21 protein-coding genes and 1 riboswitch are annotated in these 26,311 nt (G+C 62.4%); of the genes, 8 read left to right on the top strand and 13 right to left on the bottom strand.

Going from position 1 to position 26,311, the window contains the following annotated elements; all coding sequences use genetic code 11:
- Positions 1-6: 6 nt before the first annotated feature.
- From KTR60_RS09955 to KTR60_RS09945, 3 genes are all read right to left on the bottom strand, one after another.
- Positions 7-4,191 (bottom strand): bifunctional nitrate reductase/sulfite reductase flavoprotein subunit alpha, encoded by a 4,185-nt coding sequence (locus KTR60_RS09955; protein ID WP_228402095.1) that lies wholly within the window; start codon positions 4,189-4,191, stop codon positions 7-9.
- A 180-nt stretch (positions 4,192-4,371) separates the two neighbouring features.
- A complete protein-coding gene (locus KTR60_RS09950) occupies positions 4,372-5,205 on the bottom strand; it encodes a DUF3626 domain-containing protein (protein ID WP_228402094.1) in 834 nt (277 codons plus the stop codon).
- A 7-nt stretch (positions 5,206-5,212) separates the two neighbouring features.
- A complete protein-coding gene (locus KTR60_RS09945) occupies positions 5,213-6,349 on the bottom strand; it encodes an FAD-dependent oxidoreductase (protein WP_007727411.1) in 1,137 nt (378 codons plus the stop codon).
- Positions 6,350-6,423: 74 nt separating this feature from the next.
- On the opposite strand from KTR60_RS09945, the gene KTR60_RS09940 reads away from it, so the two are divergent.
- Complete coding sequence (locus KTR60_RS09940) at positions 6,424-7,104, top strand: TetR/AcrR family transcriptional regulator (protein ID WP_007727412.1); 681 nt, start codon at positions 6,424-6,426, stop codon at positions 7,102-7,104.
- Positions 7,105-7,116: 12 nt separating this feature from the next.
- On the opposite strand, the gene KTR60_RS09935 is transcribed toward KTR60_RS09940, so the two are convergent.
- Positions 7,117-8,028, bottom strand: coding sequence for a LysR family transcriptional regulator (locus tag KTR60_RS09935; RefSeq protein WP_030535095.1), 912 nt, complete (start codon positions 8,026-8,028; stop codon positions 7,117-7,119).
- Positions 8,029-8,119: 91 nt separating this feature from the next.
- On the opposite strand from KTR60_RS09935, the gene KTR60_RS09930 reads away from it, so the two are divergent.
- Both KTR60_RS09930 and KTR60_RS09925 read left to right on the top strand, forming a co-directional pair.
- Positions 8,120-9,205: a TDT family transporter gene (locus KTR60_RS09930; protein WP_042449826.1), complete on the top strand. Its 1,086-nt coding sequence runs from the start codon at positions 8,120-8,122 to the stop codon at positions 9,203-9,205.
- Between the two features lie 74 nt (positions 9,206-9,279).
- Positions 9,280-9,921: a dihydrofolate reductase family protein gene (locus KTR60_RS09925; RefSeq protein ID WP_003940771.1), complete on the top strand. Its 642-nt coding sequence runs from the start codon at positions 9,280-9,282 to the stop codon at positions 9,919-9,921.
- A gap of 47 nt (positions 9,922-9,968) precedes the next feature.
- On the opposite strand, the gene KTR60_RS09920 is transcribed toward KTR60_RS09925, so the two are convergent.
- Complete coding sequence (locus KTR60_RS09920) at positions 9,969-10,277, bottom strand: rhodanese-like domain-containing protein (protein ID WP_003940684.1); 309 nt, start codon at positions 10,275-10,277, stop codon at positions 9,969-9,971.
- Positions 10,278-10,362: 85 nt separating this feature from the next.
- Between KTR60_RS09920 and KTR60_RS09915 the strand changes: the two genes are divergently transcribed.
- Positions 10,363-11,202 (top strand): CPBP family intramembrane glutamic endopeptidase, encoded by an 840-nt coding sequence (locus KTR60_RS09915; protein WP_039972807.1) that lies wholly within the window; start codon positions 10,363-10,365, stop codon positions 11,200-11,202.
- Between the two features lie 33 nt (positions 11,203-11,235).
- Positions 11,236-12,126: a dienelactone hydrolase family protein gene (locus tag KTR60_RS09910; protein WP_228402093.1), complete on the top strand. Its 891-nt coding sequence runs from the start codon at positions 11,236-11,238 to the stop codon at positions 12,124-12,126.
- On the opposite strand, the gene KTR60_RS09905 is transcribed toward KTR60_RS09910, so the two are convergent.
- From KTR60_RS09905 to KTR60_RS09890, 4 genes are all read right to left on the bottom strand, one after another.
- Entirely contained in the window at positions 12,113-13,120 is a 1,008-nt protein-coding gene (locus KTR60_RS09905) for a zinc-dependent alcohol dehydrogenase family protein (protein ID WP_007727420.1), read from the bottom strand. The two genes, KTR60_RS09910 and KTR60_RS09905, sit on opposite strands and share 14 nt — an antisense overlap.
- 56 nt (positions 13,121-13,176) lie before the next feature.
- Positions 13,177-13,947: a glucose 1-dehydrogenase gene (locus tag KTR60_RS09900; protein ID WP_003940866.1), complete on the bottom strand. Its 771-nt coding sequence runs from the start codon at positions 13,945-13,947 to the stop codon at positions 13,177-13,179.
- A gap of 14 nt (positions 13,948-13,961) precedes the next feature.
- On the bottom strand, positions 13,962-14,309 hold the full coding sequence (locus KTR60_RS09895) for a hypothetical protein (protein WP_007727425.1): 348 nt from the start codon (positions 14,307-14,309) through the stop codon (positions 13,962-13,964).
- A 234-nt stretch (positions 14,310-14,543) separates the two neighbouring features.
- On the bottom strand, positions 14,544-17,831 hold the full coding sequence (locus KTR60_RS09890) for an error-prone DNA polymerase (RefSeq protein ID WP_228402092.1): 3,288 nt from the start codon (positions 17,829-17,831) through the stop codon (positions 14,544-14,546).
- 268 nt (positions 17,832-18,099) lie between these two features.
- On the opposite strand from KTR60_RS09890, the gene phoA reads away from it, so the two are divergent.
- Entirely contained in the window at positions 18,100-19,632 is a 1,533-nt protein-coding gene (phoA, locus tag KTR60_RS09885; RefSeq protein ID WP_003940796.1) for an alkaline phosphatase, read from the top strand.
- A 31-nt stretch (positions 19,633-19,663) separates the two neighbouring features.
- Here the strand turns inward: phoA and KTR60_RS09880 are convergent, their stop codons facing one another.
- Genes KTR60_RS09880 through KTR60_RS09865 form a run of 4 tightly spaced genes read right to left on the bottom strand, consistent with a single transcriptional unit; the run spans position 19,664 to position 23,275 of the window.
- The gene (locus KTR60_RS09880; protein WP_003940787.1) at positions 19,664-20,434 is read right to left on the bottom strand and encodes a (2Fe-2S)-binding protein; all 771 of its coding nucleotides are present in this window, start codon (positions 20,432-20,434) and stop codon (positions 19,664-19,666) included.
- A complete protein-coding gene (locus KTR60_RS09875) occupies positions 20,431-21,246 on the bottom strand; it encodes an ABC transporter ATP-binding protein (protein ID WP_372452363.1) in 816 nt (271 codons plus the stop codon). Before KTR60_RS09875 ends, KTR60_RS09880 begins: the two co-directional genes overlap by 4 nt.
- Complete coding sequence (locus KTR60_RS09870; protein ID WP_050654847.1) at positions 21,243-22,283, bottom strand: FecCD family ABC transporter permease; 1,041 nt, start codon at positions 22,281-22,283, stop codon at positions 21,243-21,245. Before KTR60_RS09870 ends, KTR60_RS09875 begins: the two co-directional genes overlap by 4 nt.
- Positions 22,280-23,275, bottom strand: coding sequence for an ABC transporter substrate-binding protein (locus KTR60_RS09865; protein ID WP_042449828.1), 996 nt, complete (start codon positions 23,273-23,275; stop codon positions 22,280-22,282). The genes KTR60_RS09870 and KTR60_RS09865 overlap by 4 nt, the downstream gene beginning before the upstream one ends.
- A gap of 115 nt (positions 23,276-23,390) precedes the next feature.
- A riboswitch (cobalamin riboswitch) is annotated at positions 23,391-23,537 on the bottom strand.
- Between the two features lie 71 nt (positions 23,538-23,608).
- Between KTR60_RS09865 and KTR60_RS09860 the strand changes: the two genes are divergently transcribed.
- Both KTR60_RS09860 and KTR60_RS09855 read left to right on the top strand, forming a co-directional pair.
- Positions 23,609-25,729: an MMPL family transporter gene (locus KTR60_RS09860; RefSeq protein WP_003940878.1), complete on the top strand. Its 2,121-nt coding sequence runs from the start codon at positions 23,609-23,611 to the stop codon at positions 25,727-25,729.
- Between the two features lie 67 nt (positions 25,730-25,796).
- Positions 25,797-26,264 carry a hypothetical protein gene (locus KTR60_RS09855; RefSeq protein WP_228402091.1) on the top strand — a complete coding sequence of 156 codons (468 nt, stop codon included), beginning with the start codon at positions 25,797-25,799 and terminating at the stop codon, positions 26,262-26,264.
- Positions 26,265-26,311: the final 47 nt, after the last annotated feature.

Genomic DNA, 26,311 nt, shown 5'->3' with positions numbered 1-26,311 from the left:
TCGACGTCAGTAGACGTCCCGGACATAGCGCTTCTCCGCCGAAAGAGCCTTCACGTATGCCTCGGCACTGCGAGGAGCCAGTTTTCCGTGTTGAGCGACCACCCCGTTGAGGGCACTGTCGACGTCCTTGGCCATCCGGTTGGCATCGCCGCAGACGTAGAAGTGCGCTCCCTTCTGCAACCACTCCCACAGCAGCGCACCCCGCTCACGCATCCGGTCCTGCACGTAGACCTTGTCGGCTTGATCCCGGGAAAACGCGAGGTCGAGTTCGGTGAGGAATCCGTCTTTCCGCAATTCTTCGATTTCTTCGCGGTAGTAGAAGTCGGTCGCGGCGTGCTGTTCTCCGAAGAACAGCCAGTTCGGGCCCGTGTGCCCCAATGCCCGCCGCTCATGCAGGAAGGCACGGAACGGTGCAATGCCGGTCCCCGGACCGACCATGATCATCGGGGTCTCGGGATCGGAAGGTGGCCGGAAGTGGGTCGACTTCTGCACGTAGATACCGATGTCGTCATCGTGAGCGTGGTCGGCGAGGTAAGTCGAGCACACTCCACGCCGTGGGACACCCGCAACGTTGTATCGCACCGCGGACACCGTCAACTGCACTTCGCGTGGGTTCTCCTTCGGACTGGAAGATATCGAATACAGCCGCGGCTGAATCGGTTTGAGCAGCGAGAGCCATTCGTCGGTCGAGGCACGAACGGGCGACTGCGCGAGAATGTCGACGGACTGTCGTCCCCACGACCAGTCTTTGAACGTGGAGACATTCTCCGGCTTCAACAACTCGGCCAGGTCCGAATCGCGGGTTCGTTGATGCACGAATCGAATCATGTCGGTCGAGATTCGAGTGATCTCCAGGCGCTCGGTGAGCGCGGTACGCAGCGTCATTTCCCCGTACTGCCCCAGTTCGACGGTCTCGTCACCGTCGAGGCCAGTAAGGGTGAGCCACTCGTCGACGAACGGAGAGCTGTTTCGGGGCCAGACTCCGAGAGCGTCGCCGGCTTCGTAACTGACCGTGTCACCTGGAAGGTGAAAGCCCAACTGCCGCACGTCTTTGGAAGAACCCGGACGGTTGAGCACGACATTGCGCGTCAAGGCTGTGGTCAGTGGCGCCTTCTTGTTGTACTGCAGCGGCGCCGGCATCGCCGGTGAAATCGGCGGGGTTGCAACGGTTGTCCCAGAATTCTTCTTTGCAACGACGACGTCGGCCGTCTCACCAGCCGCCGAGCGCTGAAGTTCAGCCGTGACAGAGTCCAGCCATCCAGCAGCGGTGTCCTCGAAATCGGGCTCACAGTCGGCGCGATCGACGATACGACTGGCCCCCAGTTCAGCAAGGCGGGCGTCAAGCTTTCGTCCATGCCCACAGAAGTCGTCATAGTTCGAGTCGCCGAAAGCGATGACTGCATACCGTGTCTCGGCCATGCGGGGCGCCGTGTCAGCAGCCAACGCATCCCAGAAACCGCTGCCGTTGTCCGGGGATTCGCCGTCACCGGAGGTACTGGTGATCAACAGGACCTCTCGGGTGGCCGCCAGGTCGGCGGCCTGGAACTCGTCCATTGCATGCATCACCACGGGCAAGCCAACTTCCCCAAGGCGAGCAGCGCAGGCGGCGGCAAATTCTTCCGCATTTCCGGTCTGCGATGCCCAGAGCACCACGATCGGCGCGCGTTCTGTCGCAATGCCCGGAGCCGAGGACAACGCGGGCCCGTCGGTGTCAGGGAGCGCGGTTCGCGAGTACAGGCCGGCCAGTACACCGTCGACCCACATCCGCTTTTCGGCGTCGAACGGCGCCGTCGACGGCAACGTCGGGACCCCGGCAGTGCGATCGGCGTCCGCACGCAACGCGGCGAGAAGACCGGCCAGGTAGCTCTGCTGGAGCGCATCGAATACCACTGCAGGTGTTCCTGTTTGACCGATGACATCCGCGAGGACATCAGTTCGCGACAAAGCCCGATCAGCTGGCGCGGAAGCCACCAGCGGCGCCTCGGCGAGCACTGTTTCAGGTGTGTTCACGGCGACCTTCGTCATAGTGACAGCGCAGGCTTTGAACTCCGGTTGCTGCGAGGCAGGGTCGATGGCGTCGTTGGTGACGGCGTTGATGGACAGATATTCACCGAAGGCGTCGTTCCAGTGAAATGGGGCAAAGCAGTTCCCCGGACGCACTCGGTCGGTGACAACAGCCGGAAGCACAGCGCGACCGCGGCGTGAGGCAACCTCGATCGCATCCTGGTCGACGATGCCGAGCCTGGCGGCGTCGTCGGGATGGATCTCGACGAAGGGACCTGGGTTGAGCCTGTTCAACTTGGCCACCTTGCCGGTCTTGGTCATGGTGTGCCACTGGTGCGCGAGACGACCGGTGTTGAGCAGGAAGGGGTAGTCGTCGTCGGGCATTTCGGCGGGAAGCATGTGCGGCCGTGCGAAGAACATCGCACGGCCAGTGGCGGTGGGAAATGCGAGCCGCGGAGTGCTGCCGTCCTCGCGGATCAGGAGCCTTTGACTGACACCGTCATTGACGTATCGGATGGGATGACGGTCCTGATCACTGTCTGGCGGGCATGGCCACTGAATCGATGTCTTGCGGAGGCGCTCGTAGGTGACGCCGCGTAAGTCGTAGCCGGTCTTCGGATTCCAGAACTGCTTGATCTCTTCGAACACCTCTTCGGCACAGGTGTAGGTGAACGCTTCGGCGTACCCCATCTCGCAGGCGATCCGGGCGATGATCTGCCAATCAGGCAGCGCCTGCCCAACCGGATCCAGTGCCTGCTGAAAGAGCGTCAGGTTGCGTTCGGAATTGATCATCACTCCGTCGGACTCTGTCCACAGCGAAGCAGGCAGCAGAACATCGGCGTATTCGTTGGTCTCGGTGCCCAGGAAAGCATCCTGGGTGATGACGAGGTGGGCCTTCTCCAAGCCGTCGATGACGGTCTTGCGGTTGGCTACCGTCGCAACGGGATTGGTGCAGATGATCCAGCACGCTTTGATGTCGCCCGCCGCCATTCGGGAGAACATGTCGATGGTGCCACCGCCGATGTCGGTGCGCAGCGAGCCCTGCGGGATCCCCCATCGGTCCTCGACGAAGTCGCGATCGGCGTCGACCATCACGGCGCGCTGACCTGGCAAACCTGGCCCCATGTAGCCCATTTCACGCCCACCCATGGCGTTCGGCTGACCGGTCAACGAGAACGGACCGCTGCCGGGCTTGCAGATCGCACCGGTCGCGAGGTGAAGGTTGCAGATGGCGTTGGTGTTCCACGTGCCGTGGGTGCTCTGGTTCAAACCCATTGTCCAACAGCTCATCCAGTTGGCGGCCTCACCGATCCACTGCGCTGCCGTGTGGATGTCGGCTTCGGAGATACCGGTGATCTCGCTGACCTTCGCAGGAGTGTACTCCGCGAGGAAACTGGGCATGACCTCCCAGCCTTCGGTGAAGTCGGCGATGAAGTCCGGATCGGTGTGGCCGTTTACGACGAGCAGGTGGAGTAGTCCGTTGAGTAGCGCGAGATCGGTGCCGGGAGCGATCTGCAGGAACAAGTTCGCCTTGTCGGCGGTGGCGGTGCGTCGAGGATCGACGACGATCAACTTCGCGCCCGCCTTGACCCGCTCCTGCATTCGAAGGAAGAGGATCGGATGGCAGTCCGCCATGTTCGCGCCGGTCACGAAGAACACGTCGGCATGTTCGAAGTCCTGATAGGAACCGGGCGGTCCGTCGGCCCCGAGCGATTGCTTGTATCCGGTGCCGGCACTTGCCATGCACAGTCGGGAATTCGATTCGATCTGATTGGTCCCGATGAAGCCCTTGGCCAGTTTGTTCGACAGGTACTGAGCTTCGAGTGACATCTGCCCGGACACGTACAACGCAAACGCGTCGGGACCGTGCTCGTCGATGATTGCCCGCAGGCGCTGGGCGGTGTCAGTGATGACTGCGGCCATGTCCGCCGCTTCGATCGCATCACCTCGGCGCGGACGGCGATATGCAGATTCCATGCGCCCCGGGCCTGCGAGCATGTCTGCGGTCGTGGTGCCTTTGGTGCACAGACGCCCGAAGTTGGTGGGATGTGTCTTCAGACCGGAAGACTTCGCAGCCTTCCGACGTCCCGTCTCCGGATCGGTGATGATGTCGAGGACAAGACCACAGCCGACCCCGCAGTACGCGCAGAGTGTGTCGACACTGGTGGTGGTGAGTTGAGCGCCCATCGATTCATGCATCCCTTCGACCGAGGATCAAGGTCGACTTCTATCTTCGGATGCAGTTGTTTCGGGAGTTCATGCTCGATGTTGCGTATCAATCACTCTTTCCTCACCGCGCCCTTCGGACCGATGTGCGGTCCCGGGACCGGCGGTCGTCGACGGGCAGCTGTACGCGAATGCCCAGTTCTACGCTCTGCCGCCGAATCGAGCGATGTAGTGCCAAACCTTCTTGACGTCCTGCGGATCGAAGGATGCACCCCGTGCGAGCCCCAGTACGGCAGGCGTCAGCCGCCTGCCGTGCGCAATTTCTCGGGCAAGGTCGATCACGGCCGCTCCCCGGTATTCGGGATGTTCGGCTATCTCGTCGACATCGACCGCGTATCCCTCGTGCCACAGCACCGGGCACGTGAGCGAGTGGGCGATCTCTTCGATCAGTGTGCCCCGGTAACTCGGATCCAGAACGAGCGCCTCGACGTCCGTTCCGATGTCGACGGCGCCGTGGACGTGCGCCTCGATGTAGTGGTCGAGCGGATCGTCGAGCTCGGCAGCCCGTGCGGCGTCGACCAAGCTCATCGCTTCGGCCGTTCCGAAGAGATCAGGCTCGAAGACGCTGTCGGGAAAGCAGAAGGTGGTGCGGTCGAGTGTGTGCTCGGCAAGCCGGAAGTAGGACGAGCCGAACCGAGGGGATGCCCCGTAGGGATCGGCGGAGAAGTTCAACGCTCCGTACTTCGGCCGTTCCGAGGGCTCTCGCTCGTCGTAAGCTCCGCCGAATATCCGACTCTCCCAACGCCAACGATCGCCGCCGTGATGCGCCGTCAGTCCGCCGTTGCTCGTTCGAGTCTCGAGCTGGGTCACATAGGTGCCTTGACGTGCGATCGAGGCCAGTGTCAGACCACGTTCAGACGGGAGGTCCGGATGAAAGTGCAACGTCACCCGGTGATTTCGATCCAACGGGCCGCCCTTCGAGAGACCGCTCACGTGCGCAATCGCGGCAGACCAAGGAGTGGAATCAACAGGCATTCGCCCATTATCCGGATATGGAAGCAGCGCCGGTGAAGAAATCGACCAGTGAATACGGTGTGCCTTCACCGAGGCAGAGATCAAGGATCACGTGCGAGTCCGCGGCCTCGGATGCGCTGCGCACGAACATCGCTTCTTCGTACTCGGCGAGTGCCCCTTCGATGTCGTCGGGGTGCGTGGCGATCGCCTTTCCCAGTTCGGCGCCGTCGAACATCGCCAAGTTCGCACCCTCACCGGACGGGGACATCAGGTGCGCCGCGTCACCGAGAAGCGTCACCCCAGGCACGCGATCCCATCGGTGCTCGTCGGGAAGTGCATGGATCGCGCGCGGAATCGGAGCGGTTTCGCCATCGGTGATCAGCGCCGTGAGTTCCGGTGCCCAACCGTCGAACTCGGCCGCGACCCGCGCTGTCGCAGCGGCGGCGTCGGTGAAATCGATACCGGCAAACCACTCCGCCGGACGGTTCAGCTGAACGTAGGTGTGCACGATGTCTCCCGCCTCTCGATGCGCGGCGATCGCTTTTCCTGGTGCGGGCGCGTACATCGCCCCGTCCCCGACGGCTTCGGCTGCAGCCGAATGCTTCTCGTCGACGTCGTAGAGGTAGGTCTCGACGAACGTGGTGCCGACGTATTCCGGCTTCGCATCGGAGAGCAGCGGCCGGACCTTCGACCAGGCACCGTCTGCACCGACGAGAAAGTCGGTGGTCACTGTCGAACCGTCGACGAAGGTCAACTCGTGGCGATCATCTCCGAGCGAGCGCACAGTGTCGACTTTGCGTCCCCATTCGATCGTGTAGTCCGGAAGGGAATCAATCAGGATTCGACGGAGGTCGCCGCGCAGCACCTCGGGACGTGCTCCCGTGCCGTCGTCGGGTTCGTCGAGGAGCACGGCGGCGTGTTGATCGAGTACGCGCGACGCGGCGCCGCCCGCGTGGATGATCGCGCGGAACTCGTCGGTAAGGCCGGCAGCGTCGAGCGCGGCCTGACCGTTGTGTTCGTGGATGTCGAGTTGACCGCCCTGCGTGCGAGCTTCTGCCGACAGTTCCGCCTCGTAGATCTTCGACCGAATTCCATGAACGTGAAGGACACGCGCGAGGGTCAGACCGCCGAGGCCCGCCCCGATGATCGTTATCGAGTTGCTCATGTTTGTTTCCTTTCAGGCTTCGATTGGAACGTCGTTCCAATGACATCTTGGAACGGCGTTCCAGATATGTCAAGATGGTTCGCATGGCGACCAGGAATCAGCGGACCGAACGACGTACGGATGCGCTCTCGAAGGAGCGAATCGTCGAGGCTGCGATCGAGATCCTCGACGACGAGGGCGAAGCCGCGCTGACATTTCGCGCACTCTCCGCACGCCTGGCAACAGGTAGCGGGGCGATTTACTGGCACGTTGCCAACAAGAGCGAACTGCTCGCCGCGGCGACCGACGACGTCATCGCCCGCGTGACAACCGGTGCAACCGAAGGTGCAGCCCCACGGGAGGCGATCCGGACCATCACCCTCGGCGTGTTCGACGCGATCGACGCCCACCCCTGGGTCGGCACCCAACTCTCACGTGAACCGTGGCAATCAGCGGTGATGCAGATCTTCGAAAGTCTCGGCGAGCAACTCCAGGCGCTCGGCGTTCCCGAATCGGCACAGTTCGACTGCGCGTCCGCGCTCCTGAACTACGTGCTCGGTCTCGCCGGACAGTACGCCGCGGGCGCCCGTCTGCTCCCCCGTGAGACAGATCGGTCCGCTTTCCTCGCGGGCGTCGCCACGCGATGGGAAGAACTCGACTCTGCGAAGTACCCGTTCCTCAATCAGGTGACGGCGCAGTTGCGCGACCACGACGACCGAGAACAGTTTCTGGCAGGCATCGAGCTCATCCTCGCGGGGATCGACACCGTCCGATAGCGGCCGTAGCCGTCAGCGTGAATGAACAGCGGTGTTGGATCCGAGCGCTATATCGAGGAAATCTCTTGCCGCACCGCGCAATCCGCGATCGGGATCCCAGACGGCTTGGAGTCGACGCGGCATCCGCAAGCCGTCGACGTTGACCGCGACCAGTCGGCCGTCCGTCAGGTCGGCGGCAACTGCCAGCGACGACAGAACAGCCGGGGCGTTGCCTGCCACCACCGCAGCCTTGACAGCGGTACACGAGGTGAGCTCGAGCAGCGGCGGCACACAATCGGGAACAGCATTCTCGAGCGTCAGGCGCGTACCGGACCCTGATTCTCGCTGAATCAGCGGTGTGCGTGCGAGTTCCTCGACCGGAACGGGCACACCATTCGCCCAGTCGTGTCCCGGCGGCACAACCACGACGAGGTGATCACGCGCTACTTCGCACGACGCGAGCGCCGACGGCACATCCGGCCCTTCGACAAATCCGATATCGGCCTGGCCGGCCTGAACTTGAGCAGAGACGTCCGAGGAATTGTGCAAGCTCACCGACGCCACGACGTTGGGGAACTTGTGCCGCATCGCGACCGTCCATCCGGGAACCAGATACTCGGCGATGGTCATGCTGGCGGCAACCGTGACGGCAGCATCACGTTCACCGCGAAGTGCGGCAACTCCCGATGCCATTTCCTCGGCACTGACGAGGATGTGACTTGCCCACTCGAGAATCAGACCGCCCTCGGCGGTGGGACGAACACCGGTCGCCGCTCGATCGAACACCTTGATTCCGAGTTGGCGTTCGACCGAACGCACCCGGGCGCTGACCGCCTGCTGACTGAGTCCGTGCTCCCGGCCGGCAGCACCCATGCTGCCCAGACGCCCTACGGAAAGGAGGACGTCGAGGGCACTGAGTTCCGGCACCCGAGGAGACAACGACATAGTCCCAAGATTAGACCCACAAGGCGAGTTTGTGGGCATTCAAGAACAACCGGTCTACCGGTACGGACCGGATGAGACGACAGTGAAATACATGACCACCACAACGAGTTCCACCTTCGCCCACATCACTCCGAACTGGTTCGCGGCAGCGATGGGAACGGGAATCGTGTCGGTGGCCGCCGCTTCGCTCGAACCGGAGATCGAGGGCTTGAAACTGGTCTCCGAGATCTTCTGGGTTCTGGCGGTTCTCGTACTGTGCGCCTTGATCGGAGCATTTGCCACCCATTGGTCACAACATCGATGTCAGGCCCTCGCCTACCTGCACAGCCCCGCGATGTTCCCCTTCTACGGCGCCGTCGCAATGGCACTGCTGACCGTGGGATCCGCAACCGGCATCACCGGCCCGGACTTCCTCGGCCACGACGTGGCGATCACCGTGTCGCTGACACTGTGGACACTCGGCACGGCACTCGGCCTGGTCACCTACGTCGTGATGATGATTCGACTCGTTCGAGATGCCGGGATGGCGACGGCAATGCCGTTCTGGCTCATGCCCGTCGTACCTCCGATGGTCTCGGCCACCACCGGCGCAGCGGTCAGCACCCACATGCCCGAAGGCGCTCCACGCATCGCGGTACTGGTTTTCTGCTACATCCTGTTCGCTCTGGCGCTGACCGCCGCCATCGGCATTCTGGTAGCCGTCGCCAGGCAGTTCGCACGCAACCGTTCGGCCGGCGTCGACGTGATCCCGTTCAATGCCATTCCCTCACTGTGGATTCCGTTGGGCGTGATCGGACAGTCGATCGCGGCATCCAACCTGTTGGCCGCCGCCTCACGGCATGCACTCAGCCCCGAGCATGCCGACACCCTGCACGAATTCGGGATCGCCTACGGAACCGTCGTCGGAATCATCGGCGTGATCGCGTTTGTCACCGTCACCGTCGTCACCATCCACGCACTGCGCCGCGGCTTGGACTTCTCGCTCGGCTGGTGGAGCTTCACCTTCCCCATCGGAGCATGTGCCGTCGGAGCGAATGCCTTCGGAGTCGCCACCGGTTCCACCCTGATCCTGGGAATCGCACTTGCCCTGCTGACCGTACTGATCCCCATCTGGGCAACCGTCGCGGTCAGGACCGTCCGGTCGATCCGCAGTGGAGTTCTACCGGCGGCTGCATGAATTCGCACCGATGAGTTTTGGCTCGCCGTACGGTCTGTACTCACGTAGACCATTGTCGAGAGCAGGAGTACACGGTGAGTCAGTTATTGCGAGTGCAGAATTTCGGCGTTTCGAGTGACGGAATAGCCTGCGGTCCGGACCAGAGCTTCGAGAGCCCGTTCGGCCTGGACCACGGTGAAATGTTTGCGTGGGCAGGAGCTACGGCCAGCTGGCCCAATCGCACCGATCCCGGCGGCAGCCGAGGCCTCGACGACTATTTCACGCGGGACTTCTCCAACAACATCGGCGCCGAAATCATGGGCCGCAACAAATTCTCACCCTACCGCGGCCCTTGGGAGAATCTCGAGTGGCAGGGCTGGTGGGGCGACGAGCCACCGTTCCACACCCCGGTTTTTGTCTTGACCCACCACGTGCGGCCGTCGTTCACGCTATCGGACACGACATTCCACTTCGTCGACGCCGACCCCGCGACGGCCCTCGCGCAGGCACGTGAGGCAGCGCAGGGCAAGGACGTTCGACTCGGCGGCGGAGTCAGCACTATCCGTGAATTCCTCGACGCCGATCTGGTCGACACGATGCACATCGCTGTCTCCCCGATCGAATTCGGATCCGGTCTACGACTGTGGGAGACACCTGACGAGTTACTCGACCGCTTCAACCTCGACGTTGTGCCGAGCCCGAGCGGCGTGACGCACCACCTGTTCTGGCGGAAGTGACGTGTTGGGGCGGCTCCGTAAACGGGAGCTGCCCCAACAGTTACGCACTATTCGCCGGTCTCGACCTGGCGCCCCGACTGGTACCACGCCATCGTTCCACCGGCCACCGAAACGGCATTGATGCCGCGAGCCTGCAGATACTCAGCGGCTTGCAAGCTCCGACCACCGACGGCGCAGATGATGTACACCGTTTCCGCGTCCGGAATTTCACCCACGCGAGAGACGAATTCGCTGAGCGGAATGAGCGTCGCACCGGGAACTCGGACCTGAGCGAACTCGTCGGCCTCACGGACGTCGATCAACGGCTCACCCGCCGCCAAAGCCGTGTCCAGTGCATTCAAATCGACTTCCAACATTTCTTCTGCGCCTGCCTTCGTGTTCGCTGCTGTCCGAATAGACGGTACCCGCGCGTTTTCGTGCAGCTCCCTTTACGATCTGACAATGACCAATACGGTTCCCGAAAAGTCCGGTTTTTGGAGTCGCCCCACCGTGTGGAAAGTGCTCCTGCTGATCGTCGTCTACCTGGCGTTCTATCTTGCTGTCGGGCAGGTTACCTCCAGGGTTTTTGCAGACCAGATCGATACGGACAATGTCGTGGCAAGCGCCTCCAGCATCCTCCTCGGCGTCGCATTGCCCATCGCGATCGGCGGGATCGCCCTGCTGGTTTTCACGACAAAGGTCGGCTGGCTGCGCGGCGTCTTCGGCCCACAACCCATTCGTGGGCGGGGTTGGATGTGGATCGGTCCGATCATCGTGGTCGCCGCCATTGTTGCGCATCTGGCGGGAACGGATTGGAGCGCCTGGACCACCGGCGAGGTAATCGCCCTGCTGGTGCTCGGTGCGTGCGTCGGCCTGACCGAGGAATTGGCCACCCGTGGCCTGGCAGTGAAGATGTTGCGCGACGCCGGCCACCGGGAACGCTTTGTCGCCGTCGTGTCTTCACTGGTGTTTGCACTCATGCACACCGTCAACCTCATCGCCGGGATGAAGGCGTCAACCGTTCTGGTCACCGTGGTCTACACCTTCGGTTTCGGTATGTGCATGTACCTGACAATGCGTGTGACGGGCACGATCTGGGCCGCAATCGTGTTACACGGCCTCACCGACCCCACCACAATTCTCTCGACCGGCGGGCTGGACACTTCGGTGACCACGGAAGTGAGCGGCGCCGCCGCCATCACCTCTCTACTGACGGTCCTCTTGGTCGTCTTCGGGGTGATCGCCGTCTTCCTCATTCGAGATCGAATCGGCGAAGATCGGCACACACCCGTCTCGGCCTGACCGACCGCGACCGTACAAGACATACTTGTGCCCATGCCTTCTCGAACCACGTACTCGTTCGCCGTCGTGACTGCATCGTGTGTGCTGGCACTCTCCGGTGCCGTCACTCATGCCACCGCGGGGGTTCCGACAACTCCCGAAGTCGCGACCACCGAATCCATCGCGTCGGAATCGATCAGCGATCTGTATGCAGCCAAGGGTGCGCATGAAGTGGCTGCCGATTCAGTTCCCGGGTACCAACTGTTCTACCCAGCCGGCTTGTCGTCTGATGGCAATCGGCATCCCGTCGTCACCTTCGGCAACGGCAGCTATGCGACTTACGAAGAGTACGAAGCGCTCCTGCAGCATCTCGCTTCTTGGGGTTTTGTCGTTGTGGTGGCCGACAGCAGCGTCACCGGCGACGGGACGGAGATCTTGGGGGCTGCCCAGTACGTCGTCGATCAGAACACCAACGCTGAGAGCATTTTTCACCAGCGGATCGACACCGACAACATTGCCTCGGTCGGACACTCCCAGGGCGCCGGTGGCGCGATCAACGCGGCAACCCAGTCCGCGAATCTGATCACCGCCACGGCGGTACTCGATTTGCCTGACCCGTGGTGGGCCTCGCGACCTGTCGACGTGATCGACGTGGCCCAGTTGACCGGACCGACGTTCTTCATGACCGGCGCCGACGACCCGGTCTCCACCGCCGATCCGCAAGCTGAGTACTTCGACAAAACCGCCGGACCGGCGGTCCGCGGCAGACTGCTTGGCGTCGGCCACAATTGGGCCGCAGATGGCGAAGGATTCCGGGGCTACCTCACCGCGTGGCTGAGATTCACCCTGAGCGGCGACCAGACTGCCGCACGTGCATTTGTCGGCGACTCGGCGGAAATCCTCACCGATCCCCGTTGGGACCGGCAAGCGATCAAGGGTTTGTGATGACGATCTTGCCGTAGGCCTGCCCGGATTTCTGCTGCTCGAAAGCGTCAGCGAGGCGGTCGAGGCTGTAGGAAGAATCTATGACGGGACGAAGCGCCAGGCTCTCCAGCCCGGCGACCATCTCCTCCTGATGTGCACGACTGCCCACCAGAACACCTTCGATGGTGACCTGTTTGGTCAGTAGCGAAGTCAGGTCGATCGACGACGAGGGGCCGTTCATGATGCCAAGCGCGCAGATTCGCCCGCCTGGTCGGACTGCCGCCAGAGATTGGCCGAGGGTGGACGGCCCGCCGACGTCGAGGACGAGGTCGATCCCGCCGCTGAGCCGCATCGCTTCCGAACCCCAGTCCGGGCGCTCACGGTAGTTGACCACGTGATCGGCACCGAGCTCGACCAATCGTGCCATCTTGTCGGGGGCCGACGACGTTGCGATCACCTGAGCTCCAACAGCTTTGGCCAGCTGGACGGCAAACAGCGCCACCGTGCTGGTCCCAGGGATCAACACCGACGACCCTGGGATGATCGGGACTCCGGCAAATAGTGCGCGCCACGCTGACAAACCTGCGGTGGGCAAGGTAGCGGCTTCCTCGTAGGTGTAGTTTCGCGGCATCACTGTCACAGCAGATACCGGCACGGTGACGGTGTCGCGGGCGAACCCGTCGACACCGTCACCCGGCGAATTTCCGAATCCGTCGAAATCCGGTGTGCCGCTCCGCCAATGCGGCAAATAGGTGCTCATCACGCGATCTCCGACGCTGAACTGCGTTACGCCGTCTCCGACCGCAACGACCTCCCCGGCAGCATCGGACAACAGGATCCGCGGACCGTCGGTTGCTATCTCTCCGGTCGCCACGAGGTAGTCATGGTGGTTGAGCGAATTCGCGTGGATCGCGATCGTCACCTCACCCGCACCCGGGCCCGGGGTCTCGATCGTCCTCGATTCGAGGTTGTTCAATCCTCCAGGCGGGAGTACGTACACGGCGCGGTTGGTCATGGTGTGGATCCTCGCACGAATGGTGATCGGGTGACGTTCGGAAAGGGTTCTGCTGCTCAGAGGAGAGAAGCGGTGAACCCTCCGTCGAGAACCAGGCTGCTGCCGTTGCACCACGACGACTGGTCGCTCGCAAAGAACACTGCGGCGGCGGCAACTTCCTCGGTCCGGCCATAGCGCGTCTGCTTCGTGACCATCAAGTCGTCGAATCCCCCGGACTCGAGGCCGAGGGCATTCTCGAAATCCTGCTGGTGACTCTTGACCAGGTCGGTATCGATGAATCCGGGCAGCAATGCATTCGCGCGGATTCCGTGGAAGCGAAGTTCGGCTGACAGGGTTTCGGTGAGATTGCGAACTGCTGCTTTGGCTGCGGCATAGCTGCCGATCAAAGGCGAGCCGGTGGTCGACGAGATCGACGAGATGTTCACGATCGAACCGCCACCGGATGCGACGAGAGCGGGCAGCGAATGACGCACTGTCAAGAACACTCCATCGAGGTTGACCGACATCACTTTCCGCCAGTCCTCGAACGAGGTCTCGATCAGCGGGGTCGTGGTGGCGATACCGGCGTTGGGTACTACGACGTTCAGTCCGCCGAACTCTTCGACCGCTCTGGCGACGAGATCCTTGACCTGCTGTTCGTCGGTGACATCAGTTGTGACAGCGATAGCTCCGTCGATCGAGTCCGCCACTGCCTGTGCTGCGCCACCGTTGATGTCGGAGACCACGACCCTCGCGCCCTCCGCCCCGAACGCCCGGGCAATGGCGGCGCCGATTCCGGCACCTGCGCCGGTGACAATTGCAACTTTGTTCGCGAGAAGATCGGACATGTCAGCGTTCCCCTTCAATTCTCGGTCGGGACGTAGAAAAGCAATTCGGGTCCGGTGTCGCCGGTGGTCGCGATGGCCTCGGACATGTCGAGAGTTCCGTCGCCCAAAGCACTTCCCAACGCCTGCGCGGTGCCCGCGAGATCTTCCGTGTCGAGTTGATAGATGCTCAGGTAGCGGCGCGCGGGCAATGCATCCTCGGGCAGCAACTGCACATCCGCCAGGAAGAATCTGGAGGCGGAGACAACTCCGGGCACTCGTTCGACGACCTGCGGAATATGCACGTCGTCGTACCAGCGGTTGAACGCATCCTCCGAAGACGGATCGGCGGGGTGTACGTGTGCGACGAGAATCGCTGTGCTCATGAAGTTCCTCTTCGACTCGAAGTGCTTTTGGTTCAGCGCGTTTGGAAGGCGACGATATTCACGCGCAAGGCAACTGACCGCGGCTGCGTGTGGTGAATCGATCGCGCTCAAGCGACAACCCTAGGGAGCAAATGTGACCCGCACCATATGCTCGGAGGTCAGAGTTGAGCTCCACATTTGTCCTCTCGGCACAAAATTGTCTCTCGGCACTAACACGGTGGCCAGAATCAGGCGTTAACGGAAGTCTCGCGATTTGGCCGTGACTCGCAGATCCATCAGCTGCATCCGGTCTGCCACGACGGTGACAGCGCCTTCTGCATTCTGCACCTTCCCTCGAATAAGCAACGCCGGCGCCGTATTTGCCAATTTTCGGTACTTTGCCCACAACCCCACCGAACACACGACGTTGACCATGCCGGTTTCGTCCTCGAGGTTGATGAACGTGACGCCCGCAGCTGTGGCCGGACGCTGCCGGTGTGTGACTGCTCCCCCCACCAGCACACGGTCACCGTCCGGGATGTCGAGAAGTCTCGACGCCGGCACCACGCCGAGCGCGTCGAGCTGTGGGCGGAGGAATTGTGTCGGGTACGTGTCGGGAGATACTCCTGTCGCCCAGACATCCGCCGCCGCCAATTCGACGTCGCTCATGCCGGGCAAGGTGGGAGCTGTGACCGACGCACCGATACCGGGCAAGCGGTCGGGGCGCTCCCCCGCCGCAGCGCCCGCTGCCCACAGCGCTTCTCTACGCGAGATACCGAAGCTGGCTAGCGCACCGGCGGTCGCCAGCGATTCAGCTTGTGCGGTAGTCAGTTCCACCCGCCCCGTCAGATCGAGAAACGACGTGAACGGTCCACCGAGGTCGCGCTGTTCGACAATTTTCTCGGCGAGTGCATCGCCGATGTTGCGCACTTCCCCCAGCCCCAGCCGAACCTCGAATCCACCTGCCTCGACGGTGGCATGCGCGAGGCTGACATTGATGTCTGCACCGTGTACCTGCACTCCGTGCCGGCGCGCATCGGCAACCAAGGACTGCGGCGAGTAGAAACCCATGGGCTGCGCGCGCAGAAGTCCGGCGCAGAACGCAGCGGGATGATGAAGTTTGAACCACGAGGAGTAGAAGACCAGCGCGGCAAAACTCTGTGAATGGCTTTCCGGGAAACCGAAATTAGCGAATGCATACAGCTTTTCGTAGATCCGGTCGGCAACCTCGTCACCGATGCCGTGTAGGTCTCGCATGCCCTGATAGAACCTCGCACGCAGTTGTTCCATCTTCTCGGTGGAGCGTTTCGATCCCATTGCCCGACGCAATTGATCGGCCTCGGACGGCGTGAAGCCCGCAACGTCGACGGCCATCTGCATCAACTGTTCCTGGAACAGCGGAACCCCCAACGTGCGTTCGAGTGCCTTCTCGAGCGACGGATGGTCGTAGGACACAGGTTCGAGTTTGTTGCGCCGACGAATGTACGGATGCACTGATCCGCCTTGGATCGGCCCCGGACGGATGAGCGCGACCTCGACTACCAGGTCGTAGAAGTTTCGAGGCTTCAGACGCGGCAGTGTCGCCATCTGCGCACGTGATTCCACTTGGAACACCCCCACCGAATCTGCCCGCTGCAACATCTCGTACACCGCTGTTTCCGACAGATCGAGTTGCGCCAGATCGACTGTGATGCCTTTGTGTTCGGCCACCAGATCCATCATGTAGTGCAAAGCTGAGAGCATGCCGAGGCCGAGCAGATCGAACTTGACCAGCCCAGCGGCAGCGCAATCGTCCTTGTCCCATTGCAGGACACTGCGATTGGCCATCCGCGCCCACTCCACCGGGCAGACGTCGGCGATGGGACGATCGCAGATGACCATGCCGCCTGAGTGGATACCGAGGTGCCGCGGATAGCCTTCGATCTGCGCCGCCAGTTCGAGTACCGGACGCGGAATATCGGTATCCGCATTCTTGTCGATACCACCCCACCGGCCGACCTGCTTACTCCACGCATCTTGCTGTCCCTGCGAAAAGCCCAGCGCCCGAGCCATGTCCCGCACCGACGACTTTCCTCGATAGGTGATGACATTGGCTACCTGCGCGGCATACGTACGCCCGTACTTCGCGTACACGTGCTGGATCGCCTCTTCCCGGCGATCCGACTCGATGTCCACGTCGATGTCCGGCGGGCCGTCACGTTCAGGCGAAAGAAACCTCTCGAACAGCAGTTTGTTGCGAACCGGATCGACATTGGTGATGCCGATCGCGTAACACACCGCCGAGTTCGCAGCGGAACCTCTTCCCTGACAGAGGATGTCGTTGTTCTTGCAGAACGACACGATGTCATGCACCACCAGGAAATATCCGGGAAAGTTCAATCCCTCGATGATGGCAAGTTCATGTTCGAGCTGTTTGTATGCCTTCGGTGCACCTTCCGGCGGTCCGTAGCGTTCCAGCGCCCCCACCATGGTGAGCTCACGCAACCACGACGCCTCGGTATGCCCGGCTGGCACGTCGAACGGTGGCAATTTGGGCGCGATGAGCTTGAGATCGAAAGCGCACTCACGACCAAGATCGGCGGCACCACTGACAGCCTCGGGATAGAGCGAGAACAGTGCCGCCATCTCCGCGCCGGACCGCAGGTGCGCTCCGCCGGTAGGGGCCAACCATCCTGCTGCCTCGTCCAAGCTTTGACGCGACCGCACAGCCGCCATTGCCATGGCGAGGCGTCGACGCGGAGGAGCGGCGAAGTGCGCGGCGGTGGTCGCCACCGTACGTAGTCCATGCTCTCTCGCCAATTCGGCCAGAACGGCATTGCGCTCGTCGTCCTCCGCCAACCCATGATGAGTGAGTTCCACCGACACTCGCTCCGCCCCGAAACGCTCGACCAGATCCCCCAAGGCATCCGCCGCTGCTTCGCGACCATCCGACGTCAAGGCTTGCCGCACATGACCTTTCCGGCACCCGGTCAGGATCTGCCAGTGGCCACCGGCCGCTTCGGTCAGCACGTCGTAGTCGTACTGCAGTTTGCCCTTCTCGCCGCCCGCCAGATGCGCGGCAGCGATCTCCCGCGAGAGCCGACGATACCCTTCCTGCCCACGGGCAAGTACCAGGAGGTGCGTTCCACCGGGATCTGCCGTGCCGGTTCTGGGTACCGAATCCAGAGACAACTCGGCCCCGAACACGGTGCGCATTCCCCATTCACGTGCGGCTTCCGCAAACCTCACCACGCCGTAGAAGCCGTCGTGATCGGTGACGGCGATAGCTTCGAGCCCGAGACGCACTGCTTCCTCGACCAGCTCTTCCGGCGGTGATGCACCGTCGAGGAAACTGAAGGCCGAGTGAGCGTGCAGTTCTGCGTAAGGAATTACACCGGCACCACGGGTGAGCTCGCCCGCGTGGTACTCGCCGCGCTTTCTTGACCAGGCGGGGCTGTCGCTTCCATCGCCCGGAAACAAATCCTCGTGTTCCACACGGCCGGGTCGTCCGGAAAGCACCCGTTCCATCTCGGACCACGTCGGCGGCCCATTTCCCCAACCCACACTGACCTCGCACCTGATCGAGTCGGCCGTCAGGGACGACCGACTGCTCGAGGATGCCGAAAGGGAAGACGCACCACATGCATCGAACTGATGTTCGATGCAGATTCAGTCTGACAGGTCACTCACCCACAGTCAACAGAGCGAATCTCAACCCTCACCGTCTCGTCACATTCAGATGTACGCATGTCTGCACTCCGTTCACTTTCGCCCCAGATCATTAGCGGCGTTCATAATCTCCATCCATACTGTTTCCAGGAGTACTACTCGTATGTCGTTCTCGCGCAACACACGTAGGTTGACGGCCGTCGCCGGCGCCGTCGCCGTTCTGGCCGCTGCCGGCTGCAGCAGCAGCGCCGACGAGGCCACCGGCTCGAACGGCGCGACCGTCGATCGCGCCGCGACCGGCGAACTGTCCTCGAACGGTGGCGCTCGTCGCATCGACGGTGATCAGTCGGCCGCAGTGCGCGACGCCGTCAATGCCTCCGGCGCGAAGAACGTCATCCTCCTGATCGGGGACGGCATGGGCGACTCGGAGATCACCGCCGCACGCAACTACGCCGAAGGCGCTGCGGGCAGCTTCCCCGGCCTCGACGCCCTGCCGATCACCGGCCAGTACACACACTACGCACTGACCAAGGACGGCAAGCCCGACTACGTCACCGACTCCGCAGCCAGCGGATCGGCATGGTCCACCGGCACCAAGACCTACAACGGCGCGATTTCGGTCGACATCAAGGGGCAGGCCCAGTCGACCGTCCTCGAGATCGCCAAGGCGAACGGCAAGGCCACCGGCAACGTCTCCACCGCCGAGGTGCAGGACGCCACCCCCGCAGTGCAGGTCGCGCACGTCAGTGGCCGCAAGTGCTACGGACCGGAGGCGACGTCCAAGTCCTGCCCGGAGAACGCCCTCGAGAACGGCGGCAAGGGATCGATCAGCGAACAACTCCTCGACACCCGCGCCGACGTCACCTTCGCCGGCGGCGCCAAGTCCTTCGCTGAGACCGCGAAAGCCGGTGACTGGCAGGGCAAGACACTCAATGAGCAGGCCGCCGCCCGTGGCTACCAGCTGGTGAAGAACGCCGCCGAGATGAACGAGGTCGGCAAGGCCGATCAGGATGCACCCGTGCTCGGCTTGTTCGCCGACGGCAACATGCCCGTCCGCTGGGAAGGATCCGTCGCCACCCGCGACGGTTACCTGCAGCCCGCCGAAACCTGCGTCGACAACCCCAAGCGAACCTCCGACGTGCCCAAGCTCGCGGACATGACTCAGAAGGCCATCGACCTACTGAAGGTCAACGACAACGGATTCTTCCTCCAGGTCGAAGGTGCCTCGATCGACAAGCAGGATCACGCAGCCAACGCATGCGGTCAGATCGGTGAAACCGTCGACCTCGACGAAGCTGTGCAGAAGGCACTCGAATTTGCGAAGACCGACGGAGAAACCCTGGTCATCGTCACAGCCGACCACGCTCACACCAGCCAGATCGTCACCAATGTCAGCGCCGACGACATCGCCACCATCGCCAAGGACCAGAACATCCCGGTCGAGCGCGCCCAGGAAATCGTCTACCCCGGACTGACCCGCAAGCTGACCACGAAGGACGGCTCGGAGATGACGATCAGCTACGGAACGTCCGAGGATCCGGCCGTCGAGTCCGAAGGACACACCGGAACTCAGTTGCGCGTAGCAGCTTTCGGCCCGCATGCGGCCAACGTCAGCGGTCTCACGGACCAGACGGACCTGTTCTTCACGATGACCGACGCGCTGGGACTCGACCGTTCCAAGGTCGCAGCTCACTGATCCGATAACACCTGAATCCGCCCACCCACAGTCACACCAGAGCGGCCAAGGCGCGCACCCGATCTTCGGGTGCGCGCTTCGGGCAACTGGTGCATTTGCCTTCACCGGGTACCTCGTAGATCAGGCAGCACGACGCCCGCTGCGTGAATCTGCGTCGCCCGAATGCCACCGGGGTCAATGGATTACTTACGCGCACAGCAGATTCTCTGCGATCCACGTCCACGAAACGCGGGACCGGAATGCCCGGGTTCTCACCGCGGAGAACTTCGATCAGACCGGCCGCAAATGCACTTCCGCGCTCCCGCGCATTACCGGCGGCATCGAGGCTGCGATTGGCGATGGAGTCCGTTGTGATCGCCCACAGCGCCTGCTGCCGAACGCCGGACACCTCGGCGAGTACCTCGATCACGGGATTGAGCGAGCGGAACATCGCGTGGCCCAACTCCGCCACACTCCGCGAGATCGGAATGACCGATCCGGCAGCAAAACCGCCCAGATAGCCGTTGTCACGCAAGAAGATCCGCCCACCGTCCAACGATGGATCGGCCGCGAACCCGGTGACCATCCCGGTTCCGATCGGAATGCCGGTCAGCGTCGAGCTGGCCGAGTACCACCACAACGTGCCGTTCACTCGACTGTCCGCACTCCCCCATCGCTCTGCCGTATCGGCGACACGTGCTGCCAACCACTGGGGGTCGGTCATCAACACCGCGGGCACCGTATCCGGATACGCGCTCAGGTTGTCGAAGAACGGCACAGCTACTGCCATACGGGCGTAGATCCCGGCCACCGATTCCGTCATGCCAGCCCCAATATCTCCATCCGCGGACGTACTCCGCGTTCGACTCGCGCCCTGATGCCGAAAACCTCGGCCAACAACGGCTCGTCCAACACCTCGACCGTAGACCCACACGCGCGGAGTTCACCTTCGGTGAGCACGGCAAGGTTGTCGCAGTACTCGACTGCCAACCGTAGATCGTGCATCGTGACCACAACTGCGAGCCCCGCCGACGCAAGTTCGGTAAGCAGTTCCATCACGATCAACTGGTGACGAAGATCGAGATGATTGGTCGGCTCGTCCAACAACAGAACCTTGGGCTCCTGAGCCAATGCGCGAGCTATCGAGACACGTTGCCGCTCACCACCCGACAGGGTCGATACGTCTCGTCCGGCAAGCTCGACCAAACCGACCTGCTCGATGCACCGGTCCACGATGGTGGTATCGCGCTCCGTGCTTCGGTCCAACCAGCTGCGGTGCGGAGTTCGTCCGAGCGCGATCGATTCACGAACCGACAGTCCTGCCGAGACAGTGGGTTCCTGAACACTTGCCGAGACAGTTCGGGCGATGTCCTTACGCGAGAGCGTCGTCGAGTCGACTTGATCGATCAGAACTGCGCCACCTGTCGGCGTCAAAGCGTTGTAGCAGCAGCGCAGCGCCGTCGTCTTGCCACTGCCGTTCGGCCCGACCAAGCCCAATATTTCACCGGACTTGACTGCGAAAGTGATGCCGCGCAACACTTCGCGATTTCCGAGCCGCGCCCGGGTCTCGACGAGTTCGAGCAGGGGCGCAGTTTCGGAGTCTTTCGGGAGTGTCACTGTTCTGGCCTGTGTCACTGTTCGAGCCTCCGATACTGCCGGTAGAGCATCCAGACGAAGATCGGTGCACCCACGAGGGCCGTGATCACTCCGACCGGAACTTCAGTGGATTGTGCCACCGAGCGCGCAGCGGTATCCGCGGCAACCATCGCGACGGCGCCCAGCAGGGCTGCAGCAGGGAGCAGTCGAATTGCTCTGGTGCCGACGATGAAGCCGGCCAGATGCGGGATCAGCAGACCGATGAAACCGATTCCACCGGCAACGCTGACTGCTGCGCCCGCCAGTACGGAGACCGCGAGCAAGGACAACACACGGAACCGTCGGACGTTCATACCGAGTGCAGCAGCCCCGTCGTCACCGGTCTGCAAAACGTCCATCCACCGCGAACTGAACAGAAGGGCTGTGCCGACGACGGCCAGTGTGATCGTCGGGAAGATCAGCGTCGACCATCGTGCATCACCGAATCCGCCGGCAATCCAGTGCATCACCGACGTCACGTGCCGATCATCGGCCAATACCAGGATGCAAAAGGTGATGAGCGCCGAGAATATCTGGGCGAGCGCGACACCCACCAAAATGATCGCGGTCGGCTGCGGATACCGGCCGCCGATCAGCAGTGCGAGAAACAACGGGATCATCGCCCCGACGAATGCTGCGACCGGAATCGTGAAAACCCCGAGGAGGCCGGCGCCGAAACCCAGCACCGACACGAGCACCACCATGAATCCCGCGCCCGACGAGACTCCGAGCAGATACGGGTCGGCAAGAGGATTCCGTGTGACAGCCTGAGCAACAGCACCCGACATCGCCAACGAAGCACCCACCACCGCGGCAGTGAGTGCACGTGGCAGGCGGGAGTCGATCACGATCGACTCCCGCGCCGCGGTCCACCACGTCTCGAAAGTCCCTGGCGCCAAACGGGCTCCGACTATCGCCCAGACGTCACCGACGGGAATGCGAACCGATCCCAAGGAGACGGCCAACCCCAGGACGATCGCCAAGGCGACCGCCAAGCCGACAAGCAGGGCGCCGTACCCGTAACGCGTGCGGGTCACTTCGCCGCGTCAGCGCCTGAATGGAAGGCTGTTGCGATGGTCTGTGCCGAACGCACCAACCGTGAACTCTCGAACAGGTCAGCGAGAGGAACCACGACGAACCGGTTCTGCTGCACAGCAGGGGTGGTCGCCATCAACGGCTGGGCACGGAGGAAGTCGATCTTCTGCTCGGCTGTCTTGTCGCCGTAGTCGATGACCACGATCGCCTGGGGTGCACGCTCGGCAACAGCTTCCCACGATGCGTCGATGTAGGGCTTTGTCCCTTCGGCGAAGATGTTCGAGACGCCGGAGTATTCCGCGACCAATTGACCGACGCCGACTCCGCCGATGGTCGTCGGAACCTGGTCACCGCTGTCGTAGAAGAAGGTCGGTACCGGCGCCGCGTCTCCGACCGAAGCGCGGACGGAATCGAGACCATCGCTGATCTCCTCTGCGACCTCGCGGGCGGAATCTTCGACGCCCAGGACTCGACCGAGTTGCGTGTAGTCGTTCTCGAGCAATCCGATGTCGGGGAAACCGGTGCCACAGTATTCGGAGAACAAGAAGGTGTTGATTCCGCGCTCGCCGAAGGCGTCTCGGGAACGGCCCTGCTTCTCGTTGAAGGCACTGGTCATTCCTCCGACCACGAAGTCCGGATCGACGTCGAGGACCTGTTCCATGCTGGGGAACGTATCGGAAAGGCTGGGAATCTTGTTGAATACATCGGCGGTCTCGGCAGTTGGCGGGTTGTCGCTGTACGCCCGCCCGACAATCCGATCACCCGCGCCGATCTCGATGAGGGCTTCGGTGACGTGTCCGTTCAAAGACACGATGCGCTGCGGCGGCGAATCGAAGGTCATCTCGCGATCGCAGTTGGTCACGGACACCGGCTGTGCGAAGGATTCCGCAGCAGACGCCGACTCTGATTCCTGACCTTTGGAACAACCTGCCGAAACCAAGGCGACCGCGATGAGAACAGCGGCGGCGCGGGACGGGGAGAACTGAAGTGACACGGGGACCTCGTAAGGGCTCTGAGCCACGAATGAGAATCCGACAGACAACTCCGCCCGCACGCTGATCCTCGGCCAGAGCTCCTGCTGGACTTCCTTTTCGTAGACCACGACGAATGGATGTCGCACACCGCGCGGCGGGTAATCGGGCTTGCCGACACTCGGTGACTACCGAGAATCGACCTACCGTTGCGGGTCAGCGCCGGATTCGGACCGGCTTCCCCCACACGCGTGGCTTGCAAGTGCTTCGAGCAGTATGCATGACGTTTCCGATTCAAGACCAAACGCCCACTACAGTCGATCTGGCCAGACGCCCCCACACACCGGAGTTGATACATGACACGCTGGGCCCAAACCGTCGTCGCCCGGAAATGGTGGGTACTGAGCCTCGCGGTTCTGATAGTTCTCATCAGTGGGGTGTGGGGACTCGGAGTGTTCGGCAAGCTCAGCCAGGGCGGCTTCATCGATCCGGGCAGCGACTCCGCGAAGGTCGCCGACATCATCGAAGACAATCTCGGACCGCAGACCCCGGACATCATCGCGATCTACTCGCCCACGGACGGCAAGACTCTGGACGACATCGGGCCGGCAGTGACAGCCGCCGTCGACCAGTTCAAAACCGAAGTGCCGACCGCTTCGGTGAAATCGTATTGGGGAACAGACGCCGCAGCGAAGGCCAGCCTGCTCTCGAACGACGGATCCATGGCGGCCGTTGCGATCACGTTGGCACCGGACTCGGGCGTCACGCCCGCCACTTTCGCCGATCTCCTGCCGAAGCTCGAAGTCGAAGGTGCCGAGGCACAATTCGCGGGTAACACCGTCGTCGGCGTCGCATTCAACACCAAGCTCGAGAAGGACCTGGTGGTCGCCGAAGCCATCGCCATTCCGATCACTCTGGTGCTGTTGGTCTTCATCTTCGGCGGCATCGTCGCTGCGGCGGTTCCGGTATTCGTGGGTGTACTCAGTGTCTTGAGCGCCTTGGCGGTTCTGCGAATCCTCACGCTGATCACCGATGTGTCCTCGTTCTCGATCAACGTCGCTTCTCTTCTCGGGTTGGGACTGGCCATCGACTACGGACTGTTCGTGGTCGGCCGGTTCCGTGAAGAACTGAATTCGGGCTCGGACCCGGGAGCGGCTGCTCAGCGGACAGTTCTGACGGCGGGTCGCACCGTCATGTTCTCGGGTCTACTGCTGATCTGTGCGTTCAGCGGCATGCTCGTTTTCCCCCAGGCCGTCATCCGGTCTCTGGGCTTCGGCGCGATCGCTGCGGTATTGAGCGCGGCCGTCCTGTCGCTGACCGCTGTGCCTGCGCTGCTTGCCATTCTGGGGCATCGCATCAACGCCCTGACATGGCGCAAGGATGCGGCGCAACGCGGCGAGGAACGCTCGCGCAAGTTCTGGGGCCGCGTCGTCACGTGGGTGATGAAGCGTCCGGTCGCAGTCTCGGTGACGATCGTGGCTGTGCTGCTCGTGATGGCCTCGCCGCTGCTCGGCGCCCGGCTGGGAGAACTCTCGTACACCGCACTACCGGACAACGACCCCGCTCGCGTCGCGATGGACACGTTGGTCAACGACTTCCCGCAAACCGGAAATGGCGCAACGATGATCCTTCAGGCCGAGGACGGGAACACTCTCACCCCGGCCGAAGGTGCGGCGATCGCCGAGTCCGCCGGTCAAGTCGAGGGCATCGGTCAGGCGACCGTCGTCGCGAGCACCAATCAACTCGTCGCGGTTCAGGCTCTCTACAGCGAGGGCTCTACACCCCAATCACAGAGCGCCGCAGTGACAGATCTGCGTGCAATCTCCGCTCCCGACGGAACGGTGCTGCTTGTCGGCGGCGGTCAAGCCATGGTCGACGACGGCAACAACGCCGTCCTGCACTGGCTACCGGTGATGATCCTCATCATGGTCGGATCCACCCTGATCCTGTTGTTCCTCGCGTTCGGTTCGGTGGTGCTGCCGATCAAGGCGGTGCTGATGGCAGCCCTGAGCCTCGCGACCACCTTCGGTGTCCTCACCTTCGTCTTCCAGGACGGACACGGCGTCGAACTCCTCGGGGTCAGTCAAACTCCGCTGGAGGCTACGTTTGTCGTGCTCATCCTGGCGGTGGTCTTCGGATTGTCCACGGACTACGAGGTTTTCCTGATGTCACGGATGGTCGAGGCCAAGAACGCGGGAGCGACGACAGAGGAAGCCGTTAAGTTCGGAACCGAGCGCACCGGCCGCATCGTGACGGCTGCCGCCTTACTCCTGATAGTGGTGACGGGGGCCTTCGCAATGTCAGGGCTGTCAGTGATGAAGTTCCTGGGCGTCGGCATGATCGTCGCGCTGATCGTCGACGCGACCATCATCCGCATGTTGCTCGTGCCCTCGCTCGTGAAGTTGATGGGCGAAGCGAACTGGTGGGCTCCTGTGTGGATGAAAAAGGTTCACGCGAAGGTCGGCATCGGCCACTGATCGCGACTGGATCATGTCACTGAAGAGTGCCTGGGATCCTGCGGAGAGCCGTGTTTGACTAGGGGTCGTGGATGACTTACCTGAGAGTGTTGTGGTCGGCTCAGCAGTGTTTTCGCGTGTCGACTCGGACGATTCGTTGGCGTGCTGGACATCGATCATCGATGTCCAGGGGGTCGGTGACTCCAGGCCGGTGAGTCTGGTTATCGAGCCGGCCACCGTGCCGGAGTCTGCGGTGTGTGAGCTCGCTGCGACCGTGATGGCCCGGTTCGGTGAGTTTGCCGAAGTCGCCGCCGATTACCTGCGTCAACAGCTGCGTGGGCCACAGTTCGGCCTCCGCCACTCCGAACTCGTGGAGTTGGACGCCACGGAGTCACTGTTCGGCGAACCTGAGGCGGTGATCTGGGCTGACGGAACCTGGCTGCTGCGGTTCGCTGAGTCAAGGCTCGAGATGGCCGATCCTTTCGGGATCGGTGTTCTGTTCGAAGGAACGACCCCGTATAGGGTCGAGGACTTGTCGGGCGCTGAACCGGCCTAGGGTTTGCCGGCCTGTCCACGCCATCGCCTCGACGATGGTGCGCCGGT

The organism is Rhodococcus sp. C1 (genome assembly GCF_020809065.1).
GTDB classification, from domain to species: Bacteria; Actinomycetota; Actinomycetes; order Mycobacteriales; family Mycobacteriaceae; genus Rhodococcus_F; species Rhodococcus_F qingshengii.
This window is presented reverse-complemented; position numbering and strand designations above follow the sequence as displayed.